The 21,306-nt window shown below is 73.7% G+C and carries 24 protein-coding genes; 16 read left to right on the forward strand and 8 right to left on the reverse strand.

The window, feature by feature from the left end:
- The first annotated feature begins 30 nt into the window (after positions 1–30).
- The 6 genes from ABD644_RS03950 (at position 31) to ABD644_RS03975 (ending at position 5,035) form a co-directional block, all read left to right on the forward strand.
- Positions 31–849 (forward strand): DsbA family protein, encoded by an 819-nt coding sequence (locus ABD644_RS03950; protein ID WP_344687247.1) that lies wholly within the window; start codon positions 31–33, stop codon positions 847–849.
- Entirely contained in the window at positions 842–1,708 is an 867-nt protein-coding gene (locus tag ABD644_RS03955; RefSeq protein WP_344687248.1) for a cytochrome c biogenesis CcdA family protein, read from the forward strand. Before ABD644_RS03950 ends, ABD644_RS03955 begins: the two co-directional genes overlap by 8 nt.
- Positions 1,705–2,172 carry a hypothetical protein gene (locus ABD644_RS03960; RefSeq protein ID WP_344687249.1) on the forward strand — a complete coding sequence of 156 codons (468 nt, stop codon included), beginning with the start codon at positions 1,705–1,707 and terminating at the stop codon, positions 2,170–2,172. The genes ABD644_RS03955 and ABD644_RS03960 overlap by 4 nt, the downstream gene beginning before the upstream one ends.
- Before the next feature lie 100 nt (positions 2,173–2,272).
- On the forward strand, positions 2,273–3,514 hold the full coding sequence (locus ABD644_RS03965) for a lipase family alpha/beta hydrolase (RefSeq protein WP_344687251.1): 1,242 nt from the start codon (positions 2,273–2,275) through the stop codon (positions 3,512–3,514).
- Between the two features lie 67 nt (positions 3,515–3,581).
- The gene (locus tag ABD644_RS03970) at positions 3,582–4,490 is read left to right on the forward strand and encodes a lysophospholipid acyltransferase family protein (RefSeq protein ID WP_344687252.1); all 909 of its coding nucleotides are present in this window, start codon (positions 3,582–3,584) and stop codon (positions 4,488–4,490) included.
- The gene (locus ABD644_RS03975; RefSeq protein WP_344687253.1) at positions 4,487–5,035 is read left to right on the forward strand and encodes a DUF4334 domain-containing protein; all 549 of its coding nucleotides are present in this window, start codon (positions 4,487–4,489) and stop codon (positions 5,033–5,035) included. The genes ABD644_RS03970 and ABD644_RS03975 overlap by 4 nt, the downstream gene beginning before the upstream one ends.
- 15 nt (positions 5,036–5,050) lie before the next feature.
- Here ABD644_RS03975 and ABD644_RS03980 read toward each other — a convergent pair whose 3' ends face one another.
- Positions 5,051–5,821: a DUF1275 family protein gene (locus ABD644_RS03980; protein ID WP_344687254.1), complete on the reverse strand. Its 771-nt coding sequence runs from the start codon at positions 5,819–5,821 to the stop codon at positions 5,051–5,053.
- A 157-nt stretch (positions 5,822–5,978) separates the two neighbouring features.
- On the opposite strand from ABD644_RS03980, the gene ABD644_RS03985 reads away from it, so the two are divergent.
- From ABD644_RS03985 to ABD644_RS04015, 7 genes are all read left to right on the forward strand, one after another.
- Complete coding sequence (locus tag ABD644_RS03985) at positions 5,979–6,719, forward strand: iron-containing redox enzyme family protein (protein ID WP_344687255.1); 741 nt, start codon at positions 5,979–5,981, stop codon at positions 6,717–6,719.
- Between the two features lie 139 nt (positions 6,720–6,858).
- A complete protein-coding gene (locus ABD644_RS03990; protein ID WP_344687256.1) occupies positions 6,859–7,272 on the forward strand; it encodes a Rieske (2Fe-2S) protein in 414 nt (137 codons plus the stop codon).
- A 5-nt stretch (positions 7,273–7,277) separates the two neighbouring features.
- A complete protein-coding gene (locus tag ABD644_RS03995) occupies positions 7,278–8,507 on the forward strand; it encodes an NAD(P)/FAD-dependent oxidoreductase (RefSeq protein WP_344687257.1) in 1,230 nt (409 codons plus the stop codon).
- Positions 8,507–9,973: an aldehyde dehydrogenase family protein gene (locus tag ABD644_RS04000; RefSeq protein ID WP_344687258.1), complete on the forward strand. Its 1,467-nt coding sequence runs from the start codon at positions 8,507–8,509 to the stop codon at positions 9,971–9,973. Before ABD644_RS03995 ends, ABD644_RS04000 begins: the two co-directional genes overlap by 1 nt.
- Before the next feature lie 23 nt (positions 9,974–9,996).
- On the forward strand, positions 9,997–10,413 hold the full coding sequence (locus ABD644_RS04005) for a Rieske (2Fe-2S) protein (RefSeq protein WP_344687260.1): 417 nt from the start codon (positions 9,997–9,999) through the stop codon (positions 10,411–10,413).
- A complete protein-coding gene (locus ABD644_RS04010) occupies positions 10,410–12,035 on the forward strand; it encodes a gamma-glutamyltransferase family protein (RefSeq protein WP_344687261.1) in 1,626 nt (541 codons plus the stop codon). Before ABD644_RS04005 ends, ABD644_RS04010 begins: the two co-directional genes overlap by 4 nt.
- A complete protein-coding gene (locus tag ABD644_RS04015) occupies positions 12,028–12,465 on the forward strand; it encodes a RidA family protein (RefSeq protein WP_344687262.1) in 438 nt (145 codons plus the stop codon). The genes ABD644_RS04010 and ABD644_RS04015 overlap by 8 nt, the downstream gene beginning before the upstream one ends.
- A gap of 72 nt (positions 12,466–12,537) precedes the next feature.
- On the opposite strand, the gene ABD644_RS04020 is transcribed toward ABD644_RS04015, so the two are convergent.
- Positions 12,538–12,990 (reverse strand): GlcG/HbpS family heme-binding protein, encoded by a 453-nt coding sequence (locus ABD644_RS04020; RefSeq protein ID WP_344687263.1) that lies wholly within the window; start codon positions 12,988–12,990, stop codon positions 12,538–12,540.
- 165 nt (positions 12,991–13,155) lie between these two features.
- Here ABD644_RS04020 and ABD644_RS04025 point away from each other — a divergent pair, with 165 nt between their 5' ends.
- Positions 13,156–14,856: a PucR family transcriptional regulator gene (locus ABD644_RS04025; RefSeq protein WP_344687264.1), complete on the forward strand. Its 1,701-nt coding sequence runs from the start codon at positions 13,156–13,158 to the stop codon at positions 14,854–14,856.
- Here the strand turns inward: ABD644_RS04025 and ABD644_RS04030 are convergent.
- Entirely contained in the window at positions 14,843–16,153 is a 1,311-nt protein-coding gene (locus ABD644_RS04030; RefSeq protein ID WP_344687265.1) for an MFS transporter, read from the reverse strand. The genes ABD644_RS04025 and ABD644_RS04030 overlap by 14 nt on opposite strands.
- A gap of 303 nt (positions 16,154–16,456) precedes the next feature.
- Here ABD644_RS04030 and ABD644_RS04035 point away from each other — a divergent pair, with 303 nt between their 5' ends.
- Positions 16,457–18,103 carry a hypothetical protein gene (locus ABD644_RS04035; RefSeq protein WP_344687266.1) on the forward strand — a complete coding sequence of 549 codons (1,647 nt, stop codon included), beginning with the start codon at positions 16,457–16,459 and terminating at the stop codon, positions 18,101–18,103.
- Between the two features lie 64 nt (positions 18,104–18,167).
- Here ABD644_RS04035 and ABD644_RS04040 read toward each other — a convergent pair whose 3' ends face one another.
- Genes ABD644_RS04040 through ABD644_RS04060 form a run of 5 tightly spaced genes read right to left on the reverse strand, consistent with a single transcriptional unit; the run spans position 18,168 to position 20,577 of the window.
- On the reverse strand, positions 18,168–18,407 hold the full coding sequence (locus ABD644_RS04040) for a hypothetical protein (protein WP_344687267.1): 240 nt from the start codon (positions 18,405–18,407) through the stop codon (positions 18,168–18,170).
- Between the two features lie 55 nt (positions 18,408–18,462).
- A complete protein-coding gene (locus tag ABD644_RS04045; RefSeq protein ID WP_344687268.1) occupies positions 18,463–18,867 on the reverse strand; it encodes an arsenate reductase ArsC in 405 nt (134 codons plus the stop codon).
- Between the two features lie 17 nt (positions 18,868–18,884).
- Positions 18,885–19,541 carry an arsenate reductase/protein-tyrosine-phosphatase family protein gene (locus ABD644_RS04050; RefSeq protein WP_344687269.1) on the reverse strand — a complete coding sequence of 219 codons (657 nt, stop codon included), beginning with the start codon at positions 19,539–19,541 and terminating at the stop codon, positions 18,885–18,887.
- Complete coding sequence (locus ABD644_RS04055; RefSeq protein ID WP_344687270.1) at positions 19,538–20,290, reverse strand: aquaporin; 753 nt, start codon at positions 20,288–20,290, stop codon at positions 19,538–19,540. The genes ABD644_RS04050 and ABD644_RS04055 overlap by 4 nt, the downstream gene beginning before the upstream one ends.
- Complete coding sequence (locus ABD644_RS04060; protein ID WP_344687271.1) at positions 20,281–20,577, reverse strand: ArsR/SmtB family transcription factor; 297 nt, start codon at positions 20,575–20,577, stop codon at positions 20,281–20,283. The genes ABD644_RS04055 and ABD644_RS04060 overlap by 10 nt, the downstream gene beginning before the upstream one ends.
- A 175-nt stretch (positions 20,578–20,752) precedes the next feature.
- Here ABD644_RS04060 and ABD644_RS04065 point away from each other — a divergent pair, with 175 nt between their 5' ends.
- Entirely contained in the window at positions 20,753–21,229 is a 477-nt protein-coding gene (locus ABD644_RS04065; RefSeq protein ID WP_344687272.1) for an ArsI/CadI family heavy metal resistance metalloenzyme, read from the forward strand.
- Positions 21,230–21,306: the final 77 nt, after the last annotated feature.

Consider the following 21,306-nt stretch of genomic DNA (forward strand, 5'->3'; position numbering starts at 1 on the left):
GCACCGCTCTAATGTACGGTCATTTCCGGAGTGATCGGACGCGAGGGGGAGCTGGTGGGGAAGGTCGACACGACGAGGACGGGAACCGACCGACGAGAGGCGGAGCCCGGCCTCGTCTCCAGGCTGCGGGGTCCGCTGCTCGCGCTGGTCGCCGTTTTGGCGCTCGGGATCGCCGCGGCCGGCTACGCCGCAGGCGACGACGAGCCCGATGCCGGTGGGTCCGGCGACGGGGCGCCGGCCGTCGTCGAGCGGCCGGAGGCCGCCGGCCCCAGCACCGGCGCCCTGGACCACCTGGCCCACCGGGTCCCCGGCGACCCCATGGCGCTGGGCGACGCCGACGCGCCCGTCGTCCTGATCATGTGGTCGGACTTCCCGTGCCCGTTCTGCGGGCGCTTCGCGCGGGAGACCGAGCCGGAACTCGTCGAGCGCTACGTCGACAACGGCACCCTGCGGATGGAGTGGCGCGACTTCCCCTACCTCGGGGAGCAGTCGCAGCTCGCCGCCCAGGCCGGCCGGGCCGCGGCGGCGCAGGACCGCTTCTGGGAGTTCCAGAGCGCGGTCTACGGGCTGGAACTCCCGCCGCACAGCGGTGAGCTGACCGCCGAGCGGCTCACGCAGATCGCCCGCGACCTCGGCCTGGACACCGACGCGTTCGCGCGCGACATGGCCTCGGCCGCGACCGTCGAGGCCGTCGCCCGCGACTTCGCCGAGGGCCAGGGGCTGGGCATCAGCGGCACCCCGGCGTTCCTCGTCAACGGCGTGCCGATCATGGGCGCCCAGCCGACGGAGGTCTTCGAGGGGACCATCGAGGCGGCGCTGGACGCGGCGGGGGCGGGCCAAGGTGGCTGAGCTCGGGCTGGTCGCGGCCTTCCTCGGCGGTGCCCTGACGCTGATCAGCCCGTGCAGCGCGCTGCTGCTGCCCTCGTTCTTCGCCTACGCGTTCGCCCATCCGCGTGAGCTGGCCGTGCGCACCACCGTGTTCTGGATCGGACTGAGCCTGACCCTCGTGCCGCTCGGCATGGGCTCGGCGCTGGTGTCGAGCCTGTACTACGGCCGGCGCGAGACGCTGATCCTGGTCGCCGGCTGGCTGATCATCGCGATGGGCGTCCTGCAGTTCTTCGGCGGCGGCTTCGCGTTCCCGGGCGCGGAGCGGCTGCGCAGCAGGTTCGCGGGCTCCCGCCCCCGACCGCTGAGGGAGGGATGGCTCGGGACGCTGGGCCTGGGCGCGGTCTACGGCCTGGCCGGGTTCTGCTCGGGCCCCATCCTCGGCTCGGTGCTGACCGTTGCCGCGGCCGACGGGAACGTGGTGCGCGGCGGCATCCTGCTCGCGGTGTACGCACTGGGCATGGCCGCGCCGATGTTCGTGCTGGCACTGGTCTGGGACAGGCTGCAGCTGGGGCGCAGGTCCTGGTTGCGTGGCCGGCCCGTGACGCTCGGCCGCCTCCGGCTGCACAGCACCCAGATGGTGGCCGGCGCCCTGTTCGTCGGGGTCGGGGTCCTGTTCCTGGTCTACGACGGCACGGCGGGGCTGACCGGTGCCCTCGGCCTCGGCGACACCACCGAGGCGGAGTTCCAGGCGCAGAGCTGGCTGGCTCGGGCGGTCGGTGCGCACTGGGACCTGTGGCTGCTCGGCGGTGCGGTCGTGGTGCTGCTCGTCGTCGTCGCCGGCCGGGTCCGCCGGGCCGTCCGCGTCCGGAGCTCGTCGTGAGCGCGGCCGTGACGGCGCTGCGGACGTGGGGCTCCCGCCGCTGGTGGGCCGCGCTGGCCGCCACCGCGCTGACGGTCGTCGTCATCGCCGTCCCGACCGACCTGATCGACACCCCGGTGTTCGGCCGCGAGGTGCCGCCGACGTGGTGGTCGTGGCCCGCGCTGCTGGTCAGCGCGGTGCTGTCGGGTCTGCTGTTCGCCACCTACGTCCGGGACGGGGACGCGCCAGAGCAGGAGGACCGGCGCTCGGGCCGGCTGGGCGGGGCGGGCGGGCTGCTCACGTTCTTCGCCGTCGGGTGCCCGGTGTGCAACAAGCTGGTCCTGCTCGCCCTGGGGACCAGCGGCGCCATGACCTACTTCGAACCGGTGCAGCCGGTGCTGTCGGTCGCCGCGATCGGACTCCTGGTCTGGGCGCTGCACAAGCGGCTGACCGGGCAGCTCTCCTGCGCGGTGCCCGGCAGCTGACCGGCGCCGAGCGGTTGCCCGGCCGGTCCGCGGGCGGCAGGCTTCGGCTCTCGGCACGGTGACCAGGGGGACGGCGATGCGGGCGGACGAGGTCCGGGCGGTGGGACGGCTCGCGCGGCTGACCCTGCGCGGCAGCACGACCCGCGTCCACGAGTTCCACCAGGGCATCGCCGACCGCGCGTTCGACGCCGTCGGCCCGGCCGGCGCTCCCGTCCGCGTCGTCCACGACACGATCGCCGGCCTCGCCTACGGCAGCGTGCGGCTCGCCCTCGGCGCCGGGGCGCGGGTCGTCGGCGAGGCGGCGGCCCTGGGCGCCGACGGGGTGAGCGTCGACGAGGACCCGGCCGGCCGGGCGGCGCTGGCGATCCTGAACGGGGCCCACGGCGACCTCGTCGCGCGGGAGGCGCCCGCGCTCGCCCTCGGCATGACCGTGCGCGTCGACGGCCGGCCGGTGCCGGTCGAGGCCGGGGCCCTCGAGCGCGCCCACCCGGAGGTGACCGGCCGGCTGGCCGTCTTCCTGCACGGCCTGACCGAGACCGAGCGTGCCTGGGGTTACCGCTCCGAACGCCACCACGGTCGCCCCGGCGTCACGTACGGCGACCGGTTGCGCGCCGACCTCGGGCTGACGCCGGTGCAGCTGCGCTACAACACCGGCCTGCACATCTCCGACAACGGGCGGGCGCTCGACGCGCTGCTGGACGCGCTCGTCGAGGCGTGGCCGGTGCCGGTGCAGGACGTCGTCCTGATCGGCCACAGCATGGGCGGCCTGGTCGCCCGCAGCGCCCTGCACCAGGCCGGCGGCGGGACACCGGGAGCGCACGGCTGGACGTCGCTGGTCCGCGACAGCGTCACGCTGGGCTCGCCGCACCTGGGCGCCCCGCTCGAGCGGGGGGTGCACCGCCTGGCCGGTGTGCTGACCCGGCTGCCGGAGACCCGCGGCCTGGCCACGTTGCTCGCGCTGCGCAGCGTGGGCATCAAGGACCTCCGGCGGGGCACGCTCGTCGAGGCCGACTGGGCCGACCGCGACCTGGACGCCCCGGGGACGGCCGGGCACACCCACGTCCCGCTGCACGACGGCGCCCGGCACTTCGTCGTCCTCGCGACCCTCGCCCGCGACCCGTCGGGGCGCGCCGCCGACCTGCTCGGTGACCTGCTCGTGCCGCCGCGCAGCGCCACGGGCGACACCGGCGACGACGACCGGCTGGCCTTCCCGGCCGACCACGTGCACCGCCTCGGCGGCCTGAACCACCTCGACCTGCTCAACCATCCCCGGGTCTACGAGCAGATCCGCCGGTGGCTGGTCGAGCGGCCCGAGGGTCCGCGGCCCGCCGCACCCGACTGAGGGGCGGGTCACCCCGGCGTGACCTCCGCACCCCGTTCCGCGTTGGACCTGCGACGAAGGAGGCACGATGCCCGACCAGAACGTCACGACGCAGGACGCCGGGAAGCACGACGCCGAGCAGCAGAACATCCTCCAGCGCCTGATCGCCTGGCGCGTGGGCGCCGCGATGGACCCGCAGCCGCCGAACGAGACGCTGATGAAGCTCCAGCAGCCGTTCGTCGACCTGCTCGACAAGTACTACTTCCGCGTCGAGGTCGACGGCTGGGAGCGGGTGCCCGACGAGACCTGCCTGGTGATCGGCGTGCACTCCGGCGGGGCGCTCACCATGGACGCCTGGTCGCTGGTCAACGCCTGGCACAAGCACTTCGAGGGCGAGCGGGTGCTGCACGGCACGGCACACGACGTCCTGATGGCCAGCCCCGGCCTCGGTGACTACTTCCGGATGGTCGGGGTCATCGCCGCCAACCGGACCAGCGTCGGCAAGGCCCTCGCGAAAGGTGAGGACGTCGTCGTGTGGCCCGGCGGCGAGGTCGACGCGATGCGCAGCTGGCGCAAGCGCGACGTCGCCACCCTGGCCGGCCGCACCGGCTTCGTGAAGCAGGCGATCCGCTCCGGCGTGCCGATCCTGCCGGTGGCCACCGTCGGCGGGCACGACACCGTGTTCGTCCTGTCGGAGGGCAAGTGGCTGGCCAACGCGGTGGACAAGCTGCTCGGCCTCAAGAAGACGCTGCGCGGCTCGAACCTGCCGATCATCTCCGGCTTCCCGTTCCCGCTGGCCGTCGAGATCCTGCCGGCGCACCTGCCGCTGCCGGCCAAGATCCGCACCGAGCTGCTCGACCCGATCGAGGTCGACGACGACCCCGACCGGGTCCAGGACGAGGCGTACGTGCAGAAGATCTACGACCAGGTGCAGCGCGCCATCCAGGCCGGCATGGACCGGCTGGCCGCCAAGCGCACGCTGCCGGTCCTGGGATGACCGGGGTGGTACCGGCCCGGGAGTGGCTGGCGGAGCACGGCGACGGGGTGGATGCCGCCGAGGCCCTCGCCTTCTTCGATTCGCTGCCCGCCGTGTCCGTCGGGGAGCTGATCGGCCGGTGGCGGGGGAGCGGGCTGCCCACCGGCTCGCCGCTCGACGGGCTGCTCGAGGCCTACGGCTGGTACGGCAAGGAGTTCCTCGACGAGGAGTCGGTCCACCCGCTGCTGTTCCGCGACCGGAGCGGGGCACCCCGCCCGGTCGATCCCGGCTGGCTCCCGATGCCCCTGCTGCGCGACTACGCCGGCTTCGCCCACTTCTGGGTCTTCCGTGCCGCGTTCGCCGGGCTCCGCCCGCTGCTCTGGACGACGCAGCCGAAGGCGCGGCTGCGGACCATCGAGCACCGGGGCGTGCTGACCGCGGCGATGGTCTACGACGCGCTGCCGGTCATCGACGTCTTCCGCCGGGTGAGCCCCGACGTGCTGCTCGGCGCCATGGACATGCGCGGGCTGCCCAACCCGTTCCTGTTCCTCCTCCGCCGGGACTGACCCCCGGGCGGTGGGTCACATGCGGCGGCCGGCGAGCGCCCCGACGACGACGACGCCCCCGAGGGCGACCAGCTGGAGCGCGGGCGCGAGCAGCGGCGCGATCAGGAGCAGCCCCCCGCCCAGCGCGGCGCCGACGACCAGACCCACCAGGATCTCGATGCTGTGCCACACCTCGCGGACGCCGCGCCCGGTGGCCAGCCGCATGACGACGGTGGTGAGGGTGCCGGTCAGGTAGGTCGTCGACATCCCGCTGACGCCGAACCGCTGGACGGTGCTGCTCTGGATGCCCAGCGCGGCGGCCATGGAGAACAGCAGGGCCAGGGACATCACCGGACCGGGCTGGGCGCCGGTGATCCACCAGCCGGCCGCGTAGGCGAGCATGAGCGCGAGCTCGACGGTCAGCCCCACGGTCACCGGCCGGGGCCAGATCCGGTCGCCGGCGGTGGGGCTGCCGGCCAGCCGGGCACCCACGGCGGCTCCCGCGCAGAAGGCGAGGATCGCGCCCCCCGCCGCGATCGCCAGCGCGCCGTCGGCCGAGCTCGCGGAGACGCCCAGGATGACGAGGTTCCCGGTCATGACGCTGGTGAACGCGCCGCCGAGGGCGAGCAGACCGATGGCGTCGGTCGCGCCGCTGACGACAGCGAGGGTCACGACCAGCGACTGCCGCAGACGGAGCGCGCGCCGGTGGTGCAGCTCCTGCTGCGCGGCGGGATCGGCGGCGGGAGCCGAGGCCGCGGGGACGGCGGTGGCAGGGGTCAGGGCTGAGGGCATGGAGGGGCCGGGCACCGTTGCAGGATCCCCGTCGGAGGTTCCCGGCAGCGTTGGTCCTTGTGCACACGGAATTTCCGCAGACGTGTGCAGGATGACCCTCGGGGTGAGGGAGTGGCGCACCTAACTTTGAGCCACGAACCCGAGCCGACGCCCCGACCAGGGAAGGCATTCCATGACCGCCACGCTCAACCCCACCACCGAACTGCTCAACCACGACGACTTCCGCGCCGCCCTCCAGGACGCCATCAAGGGCCGCGAGGCCAAGAACGCCTCCTTCAGCAAGGCGTGGGCCGAGGGCAAGCTCGAGCGGCACCACTTCGCTCGCTGGGCCGAGAACCACTACCAGTACGTCGGCCCCTTCGCCGACTACCTGGGCATCGTCTACGCCAACACCCCGGACACCCAGACCGACGCCAAGGACTTCCTCCTCCAGAACATGTACGAGGAGGAGCTGGCCGACATCCGCCACACCGACCTGCTCATCCGCTTCGGCGAGGCCTGCGGGACGACCAAGGAGCGGATCGAGGACCCGAACAACGCCAACGCGGTGACCCGGGGCCTGCAGGCCTGGTGCTACGCGACCGCGCTGCGCGAGCACTACGTCGTCGCCACGGCCGCCCTCGTCGTCGGCCTGGAGTCCCAGGTGCCCGAGATCTACAAGAAGCAGATCGTCCCGCTGCGCGAGACCTACGGCTTCACCGAGGACGAGATCGAGTTCTTCGACCTGCACATCACCTCCGACGTGGTGCACGGCGAGCGCGGCTACCAGATCGTGCTCGAGGGTGCGAACACCGTGGAGCTGCAGCAGCGCTGCCTGCAGTTCGTCCGGTGGGGTGCGGAGATGCGCTACTCCTACACCCGCTCGCTCTACGACACCTACGTCGCGCCCGACCTCGAGGCCGCGCAGGCCTGAGCGCCGGACCGATCCGGGGTGCCGGGCGCCATGCGCCCGGCACCCCGATCTGTTCCCGGCGGCCCCCGGGCCGCTTTCTCCTCCTGATCACCGCCGGCCCCCGGCCGGCACCCCGCACGACCACGACCGGAGATCCATCGTGAGCGAGCCCACTGCCACCACCTCGGCGCCCGGCGTCGACCAGCCCGACGCCTCCTGGGTGCACGTCGCCGAGATGAAGGACCTCGCCCGGCGCAAGCGCAAGCAGGTCGACGTCGCGGGCTGCCCCATCGCCCTCTTCCTGGTCGACGACGAGGTCTTCGCCATCGACGACATCTGCATCCACCAGGAGCGGTCCCTGAGCAAGGGCACGCTGCTCAACGGCCAGGTGATCTGCCCGGGCCACCAGTGGAAGTTCGACCCGCGCACCGGGCAGCCCGAGGACCAGGACGGCTGCCAGGCCACCTACGCGGTGCAGGTCACCGAGGAGGGCGCCATCCTCGTCGCCCCCGAGCCGGTCACGCCGCGGCAGGCCACCACCAACGAGTCCTCGACGCACCCGGTCGGGCGGTGATCCCGGTGACCGAGCAGACCCTCGTCGTCGTCGGCGCCGGCCACGTCGCCGCCTCCGCCGCCCGCGCCCTGCGCCGCCGCGGCTTCGCCGGTCCCGTCGTCCTCGTCGGCGACGAGCCGGTCGGCCCCTACCAGCGGCCGCACCTGTCCAAGGAGCGCCTCTCCACCGGCGGGGACGACGGCCTCTGGCTGCTCACCCCGGCGTGGTGCGAGGCCAACGACGTCACCCTGCGCACCGACAGCCCGGTCGAGCGGATCGCCGCCGACACCGGCTCGGTGCTCCTCGCCGACGGCACCTCGTTGCCCGCCGACCTCGTGGTGCTGGCCACCGGTGGCCGCCCCCGTCGCCTGCCCGGCGTCGAGGGGGAGCGGGTCCACCACATCCGCACGCTGGCCGACAGCGACCGGCTGCGCGAGCGACTGCGGCCCGGCCGCCGCATCGGCGTCCTGGGCGGCGGGTTCCTCGGCACCGAGGTGGCTGCCGCGGCGCTGACCCTCGGCGCCGAGGTCGTCGTCTTCGACCGCGACCCGGTGCTGCTGGCCCGCGCGATGGGCGCCGACATCGGCGCGGCCGTCACCGGCCTGCACCGCTCGCGCGGGGTCGACCTGCGCCTCGGCCGGCCGATCAGCGAGATCCGGCCCGGCGCCGACGGCGTCGACGTGGTGACCGAGGCCGGCACCGAGACCGTCGACGACCTCGTCGTCTGCATCGGCATCGAGCCGAACACCGACGTCGCGCTGGCCTCGGGCCTCGTCGTCGGCAACGGCGTGGAGGTCGACGCCCACGGCCGTACCTCGCTGCCCACCGTGTTCGCCGCCGGCGACGTCGCCGCGCACGACCACCCGCTGTACGGCCGGGTCCGCGTCGAGCACGTCGACGTCGCCCAGCGCCAGGCCGCGGCGATCGCGGCCACCGTCGCCGGGCGCCCGACGGCCTTCGGTGACGCGCACTGGTTCTGGACCGACCAGTACGAGGTGAACGTGCAGGGCCTCGGCATGACCGGCGTCCGCCCCTCCGACGTCGTCGTCACGCGCGGCAGCCTCGCCGACCTCGAGGGCACCGTGTTCTGGCTGCGCGACGGCCAGCTCGTCGCCGGTGCCTCGATCGAGCGCGGCGAGGACCTGTCGGTCGCGCGCGAGCTGATGGACCTGGAGATCCCCGTGACCGCAGAGCAGCTGGCCGACGAGTCGGTCGAGCTGGAGGAGCTCCTGGAGCAGGAAGAGGTGCCGGTCTGATGACCGCTCGCACGGTTCGCAACCTCGTCGACGGCGCCTGGGTCGAGTCGGTCACCGGCCGTACCCAGGAGCGGCGCAACCCGGCCGACGTCCGGGAGGTCGTCAGCACCTTCCCCGAGTCCGACGCCAAGGACGCCGACGCCGCGGTCTCCGCCGTCTCGGCCGGCTGGCAGCAGTGGGCCGACACCGGCCCCGAGCAGCGGGCTCGGGTCCTCGAGAACGCCGCCGGTGTGCTCGAGCGGCAGAAGGACCAGCTGATCGACGAGCTGGTCCGCGAGGAGGGCAAGACCCGCGCCGAGGCCACCATGGAGGTCTCGCGCACGCCGATGAACCTGCGGTTCTACGCGGGTGAGGCGCTGCGCACGGCGGGGGTCACGCTCCCCACCGGCGACGGCAGCCTGGTGTTCACGATGCGCGCGCCGGTCGGCGTCGTCGCGGCGATCACGCCGTGGAACTTCCCGCTGAACATCCCCTCGCGCAAGCTCGGCCCGGCGCTGGCCGCCGGCAACGGCGTCGTCTTCAAGCCCAGCGACGTCACCCCGCTGCTCGGTCAGCGGCTGGTGGACGCACTTGTCGAGGGCGGTCTGCCCTCCGGCGCGATCGCCGTCCTGCACGGCGGCGCGGAGGTCGCCTCCGCCCTGGTCACCGACGAGCGGGTCGACGCCGTCACGTTCACCGGGTCCACCAACGTCGGCGAGGCGATCCACCGCGTCTCGAGGGCCAGCCAGCGCACCCAGCTGGAGATGGGCGGCAAGAACCCGCTCGTCGTCCTGGAGGACGCCGACCTCGACCGGGCGGCCACGCTCATCACCAAGGGCGCCTTCGGGCTCTCCGGCCAGGCCTGCACGGGCACCAGCCGGGTGATCGTGCACGACGCGGTGCACGACGCGCTCGTCGACCGCATCGCGGCCAAGGCGCGGGCGCTGCGCGTGGGTCCCGGCCTCGCCGACGGCGTGGACCTCGGCCCGCAGGCCACCGAACGGCAGCAGCAGTCGGTGCTGGGCTACGTGGCCCGTGCCCTCGACGACGGCGCGACGCTCGTCGCCGGCGGCCCGGACGACGACACCCAGGACCTCACCGCCGGCGACCTGGCGCACGGCCTGTACGTGCGGCCGACCGTCTTCACCGACGTCGACCCGGCCTCGGAGCTGGCCACCCAGGAGGTGTTCGGCCCGGTGCTCGCCGTCCTGCGGGTGCACTCGTTCGACGAGGCCCTCCAGGTCGCCGACGCGACCCGGTTCGGGTTGTCGGCGAGCATCGTGACCAGCGACATCGGCCGCGCGATGACCTTCGCCCGGCGGGTGAACTCCGGGCTGGTGAAGGTCAACCAGACCACCACCGGCCAGGCCATGAACGCCCCGTTCGGCGGCGTCAAGGACAGCAGCACCCAGACGTCGAAGGAACAGGCCGGAGAGTCGATGATGGCCTTCTACACGGTCGACAAGACCGTCTACCTGAGCGCATGACAGCCCCGGAGGAGACCGTGTCCGTGAATCCCGCGTCCGAAGAAGAGCTCGCCTCGGCGAACACCGAGTGCGCGTTCGTCCGCATCTGCCGCGTCGGCCAGGTGCCCGACGGCTACGTGCGCCGCTTCTACGCCGAGACCGAGCACGGGCAGATGGAGCTCGCGGTGGCCCGCCTCGACGGCAAGGCCTACGCCACGAGCAACTACTGCACCCACCTCGACTGCCTGCTCAGCTCCGGCAAGCTGCAGGACGACGGCATCCGTTGCTCGTGCCACAACAGCGTGTTCGACCTCGAGACCGGCGAGCCGATCCAGCCGCCGGCCACCGAGGCGATCCGCACGTACCCGGTGCGCGAGGAGGACGGCCAGGTGCTGGTCGGGCTCTCCCAGCGCGACGTGCTGGAGGGTGGCCCGCGGCGGCGCAAGCCGCCGTCGGTGTGAGCGCCCTGGGGGAGTGGCCGGCGGCCTGGGGTCCGGTGCGGACCTCGGCCCTGGCCACCGGCGGGATGGTGAGCAGCAGCTCGCCCGCCGTGAGCCAGCTCGGCGCGCGCGTGCTCGCCGAGGGCGGGACGGCGGTCGACGCGGCGCTGGCCATGACCGCGATGTCGTGGCTGGCGCTGCCCGGTCAGTGCGGCATCGGCGGGGACTTCTTCGCCGTGGTGCGCGAGCCCGACGGCCGGGTCTGGACGGTCAACGGCAGCGGGTTCGGGCCGGACGGGGCCTCCGCCGAGGGCTACCTGGACCGCGGGCTGACGGCGGTCCCGCTGACCGGGCCGCAGGCGGTGGCCGCGCCCGGAGCCATCAGCGCCCTCGCGACGCTGCACGGCCTGGGCGGCACCCGCGACCTCGCGGAGCTCTGGGCGCCGGCTGCCGCGGCGGCCCGCGACGGGATGCCGTGCACGGCCAAGAACCGCCGCGACATCACCGAGCACGCCGACTCGCTGGTCGCCGACGCCGACCTGTCCCGCTGGCTGATGCCGGCCGGCCGGGTCCCGTCCGTCGGCGACCGGCTGGCCTCGGCCGCCCTCGCCGACAGCATCGAGCTGCTGGCCCGCGACCCCCGGGCGCTCTACGAGGGCGAGGTGGCCCAGCGCGCCGTCGACCTGCTGCGCGCGGGCGGGGCGCCGTTCTCCGGGGACGAGTGGGTCCTGGCCGGCGACGTGCCGGCCGAGGACGCCATCAGCGCGCCGTACGGCGACGTCACCGTGCACCAGACGCCGCCGCCGTCGCCGGGCTGGATGATGCTGCAGCAGGCCGGCCTGCTCGACGGACTCCTGACCGGGCTGCCGACGTCGGGTGCGGAGTCGGTGCACCTGCTGTCCCTGGCCGCCCGCCGGGCGTTCCGGGACCGGTACGAGCGCTGTGCCTCCGACAACGACGCGTGGCGTGCCCTGCTGGGCGCCGAGGAGCTGGCCCAGGGCCGCGCGGAGCTGCTGGGCGAGCCGCTGTCCGTCGGATCCCCGACCGGCATCGCCGGCGACACCACCAGCTGCGTCGCCGTCGACGCCGACGGCCGAGCGATCAGCGCGATCTCCTCCCTGGCCTTCACCTTCGGGGCGCGCATCTCGATCCCGGACACCGCCATCGCGCTGAACAACCGGCTCGCCCGCGGTGCCTACCTGCTGCCGGGGCATCCCAACGCGCTGGCGCCGCGCCGCAAGCCGCTGCACACGCTCAACGCCTGGATCGCCACCGACGGCACCGGACGGCTGCGGCACGTGGGCAACACGCCCGGTGGCGACGGGCAGGTGCAGTGGAACATGCAGGTGCTCTCGCACCTCGTCGACGGCGGCCTCGACCCCCAGGAGGCGGTCTCGGCGCCGCGCACGACCGTGCACCCCGGCAGCGACGCCGACGCGCTCGGCACCCCGGAGACGCTGCAGTGCGAGAGCCGGCTGGGCGCCGACGTGCTCGCCGGGCTGATGGCTCAGGGGCACGACGTCCGCGACGTCGGGGACTGGGGCGGCGGGGGCAGTGCCCTGGTCGTGTCGGTCGACCACGAGCGCGGGGTGCTGGCCGGTGCGGCCGACCCGCGCATGGACGGGGTGGCGCTCGGTGTCTGACGTCTCCACGACCGCCGTCCCCCCGCAGGGCGCCTACGTGCCCGCCGTGGTGCACGGCGGCCTGGCCTGGACCGCCGGGATGACCCCCCGCCGGCACGGCGAACTCGTCGTGCACGGTGTCGTGGGCCGGGAGCTCGATCTCGCGGCCGCCCGGGAGGCGGCCGCCCTGGCGGCCGACAACGCCGTCACGGCGCTCGTCGAGGCGGTGGGTCTGGTCGGCATCGAGCGGGCGGTCAAGATGACCGTGTTCATCGCCGCCGTCGACGGCTTCACCGCCCACTCGGCGGTCGCGGATGCCGCGTCCGCGGTGCTGCGCGAACGGCTGGGGGAGCGGGGCGCGGTCGCCCGCAGCGCGGTCGGCGTGCGCACCCTGCCGTCGGGCGCCCCGGTCGAGGTGGAACTGGTCGCCGCGGTGACACAGCCCGCCTGAGCCGGCGAGATCTGCACACTGGCCCCCTTCAGCGCGCTGGAGGGGGCCAGTGTGCAGATCTGGTGCGCGCGGTCAGGCGACCGGGTTGGCCGCCACGTGGTCGGCGAAGGCCTGCAGCGCCGCGGCGCCCACGGCCTTGTCCTGCTCGCCGTTGCCGCCGCTGACGCCGACGGCGCCGACGATCTGACCCTCGTGCACGATCGGGAAGCCGCCGACGAAGATGGCGAACTTGCCCGGCAGCATGTGGGAGATGCCGAACGCCTCGTTGCCCGGCAGGGCCGGGCCGTTCGGGGGCTCGTTGAACAGGTGCGTGGCCCGCTCGTGGCCGGCCGCGGTGAACGCCTTGGCGATCGAGATCTCCACACCCGTGAGGCGGGCACCGGGCAGGCGGTGCAGGGCGATGACGTTGCCGCCGTCGTCGCAGACGCAGATCGTCTGCTTGACGCCGAGCTCCTCGGCCTTGGCGCGGGCCGCCTGCAGGACCGGCAGGGCGTCGTCGAGGGTGATCCGGAAGACCTGGTGCACGGGGTACTCCTCCTCCGGCGCACGGCCGGGACGGACGACAGCCGGACTCCTCGGAGCGGGAGCCGGCGCTCTCTCACCCTGGGGGCTGGACGGCGGCCCGGGCAATGGTGAGACTGCAGTGTCGGCTCCGCCGATGGTTGTGCACTGTGACCGAGGAGCGCTTCGTTGCCGCACGCGTACTCCGATGACGCCCTGACGCTGGCGCGCCTGCTCCAGGAGCCGGCGCTGCGCCGCGCGCGGATCCACGCCGGGCGCACGGGCGCGGTCACCCGGGTCGAGTGGGTGGTGCCCTGGTCGGTCGCCGCGCGGCAGGAGGATCCGCTGTCCGGCGTGCTCGTCCACGCCCACGCCGACGAGCTGGCCGCCGAGCAGGTGACCGTCACCCGGGCGGCGGAGCGGCTGGCCGCCCGCGGCGCGGCGGCGCTGCTCGTCGACGGTCACCAGCCGGTGGCGGCCGACGCGGTCGCGGCCGTCCAGCTCCCGCTCGTCACGATGACCGACGCGGTGCCCTTCGCCGTCCTCAACCGGCTGGTCGCCGACCTCACGCTCGCCCGTGAGACGCACGTCCTGCGGTACGGGCTGACCGTCCACCGGGCGCTGGCGGAACTGCTCTACCGCGGCGCCGAGCTCGGGGCCCTGTGCAGCCAGATGACCCGCATGTCGCAGCGCCCGGTCGCCGTCTTCGACAGCCAGGGCCAGCTCGCCGCCCTCGAGCAGCAGCAGCGGACGGTCGAGCCGGCCGACCTGGCCCGCGCCTTCGTCGAGCAGGCCGACGCGCTGGGCACCGGCGAGGCTCCGGAGGAGCTGCACCCGCGGATCGCCGAGATCCGGCTGGGCGAGCAGGACCTGGCGTGCGTCGTCACCCCCATCGTGCTCGGCGGGCGGCACGACGGGTGGATCCTGCTGCTCGAGGAGAGCGACGATCCGCATCCGCACGACCTCGCCGAGCACCGGGTGCTGGTCGAGCAGGCCGCGCCGATCGTCGGCACCGAGATGCTGCGGCTGCGCAGCGTGCAGCGGGCCAAGGAGCAGGCGCGGGGCGACTTCGTGCACGGCCTGCTGCACGGCCGGTTCGCCACGCTGGAGGACATCAGCGCCCGGGCGGCGCACTACCAGTTCCCGGTGCGGTCGTGGTTCGGCGTGCTGATCGCCTCCGGCATGACCGTGCCCGGCGACGCCGACTCCCCGGCGCGCCTGCAGCAGCTGGCGGTGCAGGCCGCCCGGCTGCTGCCCGAGCAGGAGCGGCACACCCAGGCGGCGATGGTCGGCGACGTCCTCGTCGTCGTCCGCGAGGCGGCCCGCCGCGGGACGATGGGCACCCCGGAGGCCGCCGTCGCGACCATCGGCGACTACGCCACGGCGCTGCACGCCCACCTCGCCAAGCGCAAGGACCAGGGCGGCCGCCCGATCCGCGTCACGTACGGGCGGCCGGTCGTGGGCGCGCTGGCGATCCCCGACAGCTACCGCGAGGCCCGCATGGCGCACGGGCTGCAGCAGCGGCTGGGGCTGCCGCCGGTCTGCGGCTACCAGGAGATGCGGGTGCATGCCGTGCTGGAGGACGTCGCGGGCAGCCGCACCGGGCGGTCCTTCGCCGCCGACATCCTGGCGCCGCTGCGGGATCCCAACGTCGGCGACCTGGAGTCGGCGGTGCTGGCCTACGTCGCCAGCGGCGGCAACGTCAACGCCGCCTCCCGCGACCTGCACATCCACCGCAACACGATGCTCTACAAGCTGGACCGGGCCTCGCGGCTGCTGGGCATGGACCTGCGGCAGGCGGACAACCAGTTCGCCGTGTGGCTGGCGCACACCCTCGACCTGCTGGCCAACACCACGGCCGAGGTGGACCGGGTGGTCAGCCCGGTCTGACGACCGTCACCGGCTCGGGAGCATCGGGGATCTCGCGGCCGAGGAAGCTCAGCACGAGGCCGCCGACGGCCACCGCGGCGCACGCACCGAACAACCACAGCAGGCCGTCGGGCCACGCGGCGGCCACCCCGGCCGTGCCGGTGGCCGCGCCGACGAACCGCATCATGTTGAACAGCCCGAGGCCGGCGCCGCGCTGGCCGGCGGGGGAGCGGGTGGCGCCGGTGAGCGCCGGCGTCTGCACGAGGGCGATCGCGGTGCCGGCGGCGAGCATCAGCACGATCACCGGGGCCAACCGGGTGATGCCGGCGCCCAGGACGATCGCGAGGCCGACGTCGACGGCGGCCAGCAGGGCGAGCCCGGTGCGGAGCACGGGGCGCGGCCCCACCCGGTCGGCGAGCAGGCCGACGAGCGGCGCTGCGACGGCCCACACCAGCGGCAGGGAGAAGACCAGCAGACCGGTGACCGACACCGACAGCCCCGCGACGCCGGTGAGGTACAGCGGCACGGCCACCAGCACCGCGGCGAGGCTGGACTGCTGGACGAAGACGCCGGTGGCGCTGCGCAGCCAGCGGGTCTCCAGGAGGAGCCGTGGGTCGATGAACGGCGCCCGGCGCCGCAGCCCGGCGATCACGAAGACGACGAGGCTCGCCAGGCCCAGCACGACGCCGGCGAGCGGCAGCCAGCCGGGGACGCCGGGTTGCGGCGCCGCCGTGGCCGCGGTCATCAGCAACGCGACGCCGACGGTGAGCGAGCCGGCGCCGACCCCGTCGATGCGCGTGCTGTGCCCGGCGTCGCGGGGCACCACCCGCAGCGTCAGGATCAGCACGCCCAGGGTGACCGGGATCAGGGCCCCGAAGATCGCGCGCCAGCCGAACGCGTCGGCGACCAGGCCGCCCACCGGCGGGCCGATGGCCTGCCCGATGCCGTTGGCCGCGCCCCACGCGCCCATGACCCGGTTGCGGTGCTGCGGGGCGAAGCTGCGGGCCAGCGTGCCCATCACCGCGACGGGGACGGCCGCGCAGCCGAGGCCCTGGAGACCCCGGCTGACCACCATGAGGGCCAGGTTCGGCGCCGTCGCGGCACCGATCGTGCCCACGAGGAGCACGCAGAGCGCGATCACGAGCGTCCGACGGCGGCCCAGCCGGTCGCTGATCCACCCGGTGAGGGGCATCGCGACGGCGAGCACGAGCACCGACGCCGCGGCGACCAGGACGCCCTGGGTGACGGGTGCGTCGAAGTCGGCGATGATCTGACGCAGCGGCACATTGACGATGTTGTTGCTGATGGTGCCCAGCACCGTGGCACCGAGGAGCGCGGCGAGCAGCCAGCCGCGTCCGGCGGGAGGCGGGGACGTCGCCCCGCTCGCGAGAGGTTCCGCGGACGTCGCCCGGGTGGCGGGTGCAGACCCGGTGGACGTCTCCGGCACAGTGGTCCTCTCGTTACTCCTGACGGATGAAAGCGTTACACGGGGTGTCGGGCCGGCCTACGGCAGCCTGCACATTCGTGAGCGACGCCACTGTGCACATCGCTCATGGACGGGTGCTGCCGGATCCAGCACCTTCGTCCCAATCACATCGGGCTCTCCCGTATAGGGGCAACCATGCAACTGACAGCAGCGCACTGGGTCTTCTTGGCCGGGGTGGTCGTCATCCTCGCCACGATGGTCATGCGCAAGAACATCGTGGTGCCGGCCGTGGTCGCCACCTTCCTCACCGCTCTGGTGTGGTCCGGCAGCTTGGCCACCGGCCTCTCCTCGGTGTTCAACGCCAGCCTCGTGGCCGCGACCAGCCTGTTCAACATCTTCCTGATCATCGCCATGGTCACGGCGATGCTCCGGTCGCTGGAGGGACTCGGCTCGGACAAGCGGATGGTGGCCCCGTTCCGGAAGGTGATGCGCAACGGGCATCTGTCCTTCTGGACCCTGGTCATCGTCACGTACTTCATCTCGCTGTTCTTCTGGCCGACGCCCGCCGTTCCGCTCGTGGGCGCCGTGCTCGTCCCGGTGGCCATCCGCGCCGGGCTGCGCCCGCTCGCGGTCGGGTTCACCATCGCCATCGCCGGCCAGGGCATGGCGCTGTCCTCCGACTACATCATCGGTGTGGCCCCGCAGCTGTCGGCCACCACGGCCGGCGCCGACATCTCGGTCGTGGCCGACCGAGGCCTGGTGCTCTCGCTGATCGTCGGCGGTGTGGCGCTCGCCATCGGCTACGCCATGGAGTTCCGCAAGATGCGGCGGCCTGCCGACGAGCTGCTCGCCGAGTGGGAGAACGCGGCCGACCGCCGCAGCGGCAGCGCCGACGCGGAAGCCCGCCAGGACGCGCACGACCTCGACGGCGGCCTGCCGGTCGACGGCACCGGCGGCGGCGGCCCGTCCGACGAGGGCCAGCGGGAACTCGTGGGTGTCGGCGGTGGCGCGCAGCCCCGCGACGAGGCCCAGGTCATCGCCGCGCGGCTGAGCAAGGGGCGCGCCCTGATCGGCACGCCGGCCGGTGGCCCCGTGCCGCCGGAGCAGCACACGATCACCCCGGTGGAGAAGCCGTTCGCCTCCAAGGCGTTCGCGCTGCTCGTGCCGCTGGCCTACCTGGCGCTGATCGTCTACCTGGTCGTCGCCAGCGTCTCGGAGTCCGTGCCCGACCTCCAGGGTGGTGACGCCGCCGCACTGGTCGGTGGGATCGCCGTGCTGGTCATGTTCGGCGCCGCGTTCACCCGCAGCGGTCCGAAGTTCCTCGAGACGGCGGCCGACCACATCGTCGACGGCCTGGTCTTCGCCTTCAAGGCGATGGGCGTCGTGCTCCCGATCGCCGGGTTCTTCTTCATCGGCAACGGCGAGTTCGCGACCTCGGTGCTGTCGATCCCGGAGGGCGAGGAGGCGCCGAACCTGCTGTTCGACCTCGTGGTCGCCGCTCAGGAGCAGCTGCCGGCCAACGCCATGATCACCGCGTTCGGCATCATGATCGTCGGCGTCGTCGCCGGTCTCGACGGCTCGGGCTTCTCCGGCCTGCCGCTCACCGGCTCGCTGGCGGGCTCGCTCTCGGAGGGTGCCGGGGTCAGCAGCCCGACGCTGGCCGCGATCGGCCAGATGGGCAACATCTGGTCCGGTGGCGGGACGCTGGTCGCGTGGTCCTCGCTGCTCGCCGTCGCCGGCTTCGTCCGGGTTCCCGCCGTCGAGCTGGCACGGCGCTGCTTCGTCCCGGTCATCGCCGGCCTGGCAGTGGCGACGGTGCTCGGAGTCGTCATCTTCGGCTAGCCACCGACACCAGCAGCCCCGGACCGCGCGAGCGGTCCGGGGCTGCTGCGCGTTCCGGGGTCGGTCAGGAACGGCCGAGGTGGCGCGGATCGGTGCTGAAGGCCGTGCGCCACACCAGCTGCACGCTCCGGGTGACCATCGCCAGGGAGACGAGGGTGCCGAGCACCTGCCAGGTGGCGGAGGCGTCGAGGACGAACGGGAGGACGCCGAGGACGCCGACGATCAACGCCGTGCGCAGCAGGTGCCGGTGGAGGGAGTCGGGTTCGGCCGGCGGGGACGCGAGAGAGAGGGTCGTGCCGTTCACGGCACCCAGTGTCATCGCGGCCCGGTTGCGCCCGCCACCTGCGGTTCTGTGATGTTCAGCGGCCGGTGAGCTCGGTCACGAGCGCGCGCACGCGCGTCTCGATCTCGTCGCGGATGGGGCGCACGGCGTCGACGCCCTTCCCGGCCGGATCCTCCAGCGCCCAGTCGAGGTAGCGCTTGCCGGGGAAGACCGGGCAGGCGTCCCCGCAGCCCATGGTGATGACGACGTCGGAGGCCTCGACCGCGTCGGTGGTGAGCACCTTCGGGCGCTGGTCGGAGATGTCGATGCCGACCTCTGCCATCGCCTCGACCGCGGCCGGGTTGACCTGGTCGCCGGGCAGCGAGCCGGCGGACCGGACCTCGACGGCGTCGCCGGCCAGCTCCCGCAGCCAGCCGGCCGCCATCTGGGAGCGGCCGGCGTTGTGCACGCAGACGAACAGGACGCTGGGCGTGGGGGACATGGGAGCCTCTCGGGGAGTCAGGGGGTGCTGTCGGCGGGCTGCAGCTCGGCCAGCAGGCTGCGCACGCGGGCGTCGAGGTCGTCGCGGATCGCGCGGACCTCGCCGAGCGTCAGCCCGGCGGGGTCACGCACCGCCCAGTCGAGGTAGCGCTTGCCGGGGTACACCGGGCACGCGTCGCCGCACCCCATCGTGACGACGACGTCCGCGGCCCGGACGACGTCGTCGGTGAGCGGCTTCGGGAACTCCGCCGCGAGGTCGACGCCGATCTCGGCCATGGCCTCGACCACGGCGTCGCCGATCGCCGCGGCGGGCTGCGAGCCGGCCGAGCGGACGTGCACGCGGCCCCTGCCGCGCAGGGTCACCAGGCCGGCGGCCATCTGCGAGCGGCCGGCGTTCTGCACGCACACGAACAGCACCTCGGGCACCTCGTGCGCGAGCGCGCCCTTGGCCTGGGCCAGGGCGGTCAGCCGCTCGGTCGCGAACCTCCCCGTCAGCGCCGGCAGGTGGGCGCTCACCTGCGCCGTCCGCGCCAGCGCCGTGTAGGACTCGAAGACGTACCGGTCGACCGTCTCCCGGGTGAACACGCCGGTGAACCTGGCCGCGAGGTCGTCGGCGAGGCGGTGCAGCGAGGCCTCGGGGACGAGCAGGCCGGGCAGCGGCGGGTGATCGGTCATCGGGACTCCTCGGGGAGGTGCGCACCGTGTGCCCGACCGTCGGTTCCGTCGTGGGGGACGACGACGGCATCGGCGACGGCGGTGACGTGGGGGTAGAGCAGCGCGGTGACCGCGACCGCGGCCGCGCCGCCCACGAACTGCATGAGCAGGAACATCGGCACCGACGACGGCGCGATGCCGGCGAAGGTGTCCGAGAGGGTCCGGGCGAGGTCGATCATCGGGTTGGCGAAGCTCGTCGACGACGACCACCAGTACGCCGCCGTGATGTAGGCCCCGACGGCGAACGGGGCGAGTGTGGCGCGTCCGGCCCTGACCAGCCCGAAGATCAGCACGACCAGGCCGAAGGTCGCCACCGCTTCGGAGAGCCACAGGCCGCCGGCCGACCGCTCCGTCGTCGAGACCGAGACGGCCGGCAGGTCGAACATCAGGTTGGCCACGATCGCGCCGACCGCTCCGCCGACCACCTGTGCGGGCAGGTAGACAGCGACCTGCCGGTTGGTCACGCCGCCGAAGAACCGATCGGCCAGCGTGACCACCGGGTTGAAGTGCCCGCCGGACACCGGCCCGAAGGCGAGGATCAGCGCCACCAGACCCGCGCCCGTGACCAGCGCGTTCTCCAGCAACTGCAGGCCGACGTCGTCCGGTGAGAGCCGCTGCGCGGCGATGCCTGAGCCGATGACGACGGTGACCAGCCCGGCGGACCCCAGGAACTCCGCCAGGCCCTGGCGGGCGAGCAGGCTCAGCCGCACGGACGCTTCACCGCCACCGCCAGGCGTGCCCGCGACGCGAGCCCGGCCAACCCGGCGGACAGCCGCTCGAGCGGTTCCGGGACCGCCCGGTGGTAGGTGTACCGGCCGGCCTGCTCGCTGACGACCAGCCCCGCCTCCCGCAGCACGCGCAGGTGGTTCGACACGTTGGTCTGCGTGGCGCCCAGCTCGTCGACGAGGTGGCAGGTGCACAGCTGCTCGCCGGCCAGCAGCTCGAGGATCCGGAGCCGGAGGGGGTCGGCGAGCGCGCGGACCACGGCCCGATCCATCAGCGTCGCCTGATCTGTCAGCACAGGCTGATGAGACCTCGCCGGCCGCGACCGGCGCAAGCGAACATCCGGTGAACGCCGGGTTCGGCGAGACGTATTGACAGGCGTCGATGCCAGCTGCATCGTTGGTGCATCGACAACGGTCGATGCATCCCCGTGCTCAGGAGGTCCTCCCGTGTCCCGCGTGCAGCTCGCCCTCCGCGTCGCCGACCTCGACGCCGCGATCGACTTCTACTCGCGCCTGTTCGACGCGGTGCCCGCCAAGCGCCGTCCCGGCTACGCCAACTTCGCGATCACCGAGCCACCGCTGAAGCTCGTGCTGCTGGAGGGGGAGCCCGGCGAGACCACCCGGATGGACCACCTCGGCGTCGAGGTGCCGACGACCGAGGAGGTCACCGCCGCCACCACCCGGCTGGCCGACGCGGGGCTGGCCACCCGGGTCGAGGACAACACCACCTGTTGCTACGCCGTCCAGGACAAGGTCTGGGTGACCGGCCCCGGTGGGGAGCCGTGGGAGGTCTACACCGTGACCGGTGACGCGCGCCCCGACCTCGAGGGGAAGACCGAGCTCGCGCTGTCCGCCGTCGACGGCGACGGCTCCTGCTGCCGCGACGGCTCGGAGACCGACGCCCGGGTCGGCACCTGCTGCTGACGAAGGGCCGCGCCACTGCTGACCCGCGCGGCCCCGAGTGCTACGAACTCGTGGTGATCAGCTGCTGATCGCCACGA

The organism is Blastococcus jejuensis (assembly GCF_039534705.1).
GTDB lineage: Bacteria > Actinomycetota > Actinomycetes > Mycobacteriales > Geodermatophilaceae > Blastococcus_B > Blastococcus_B jejuensis.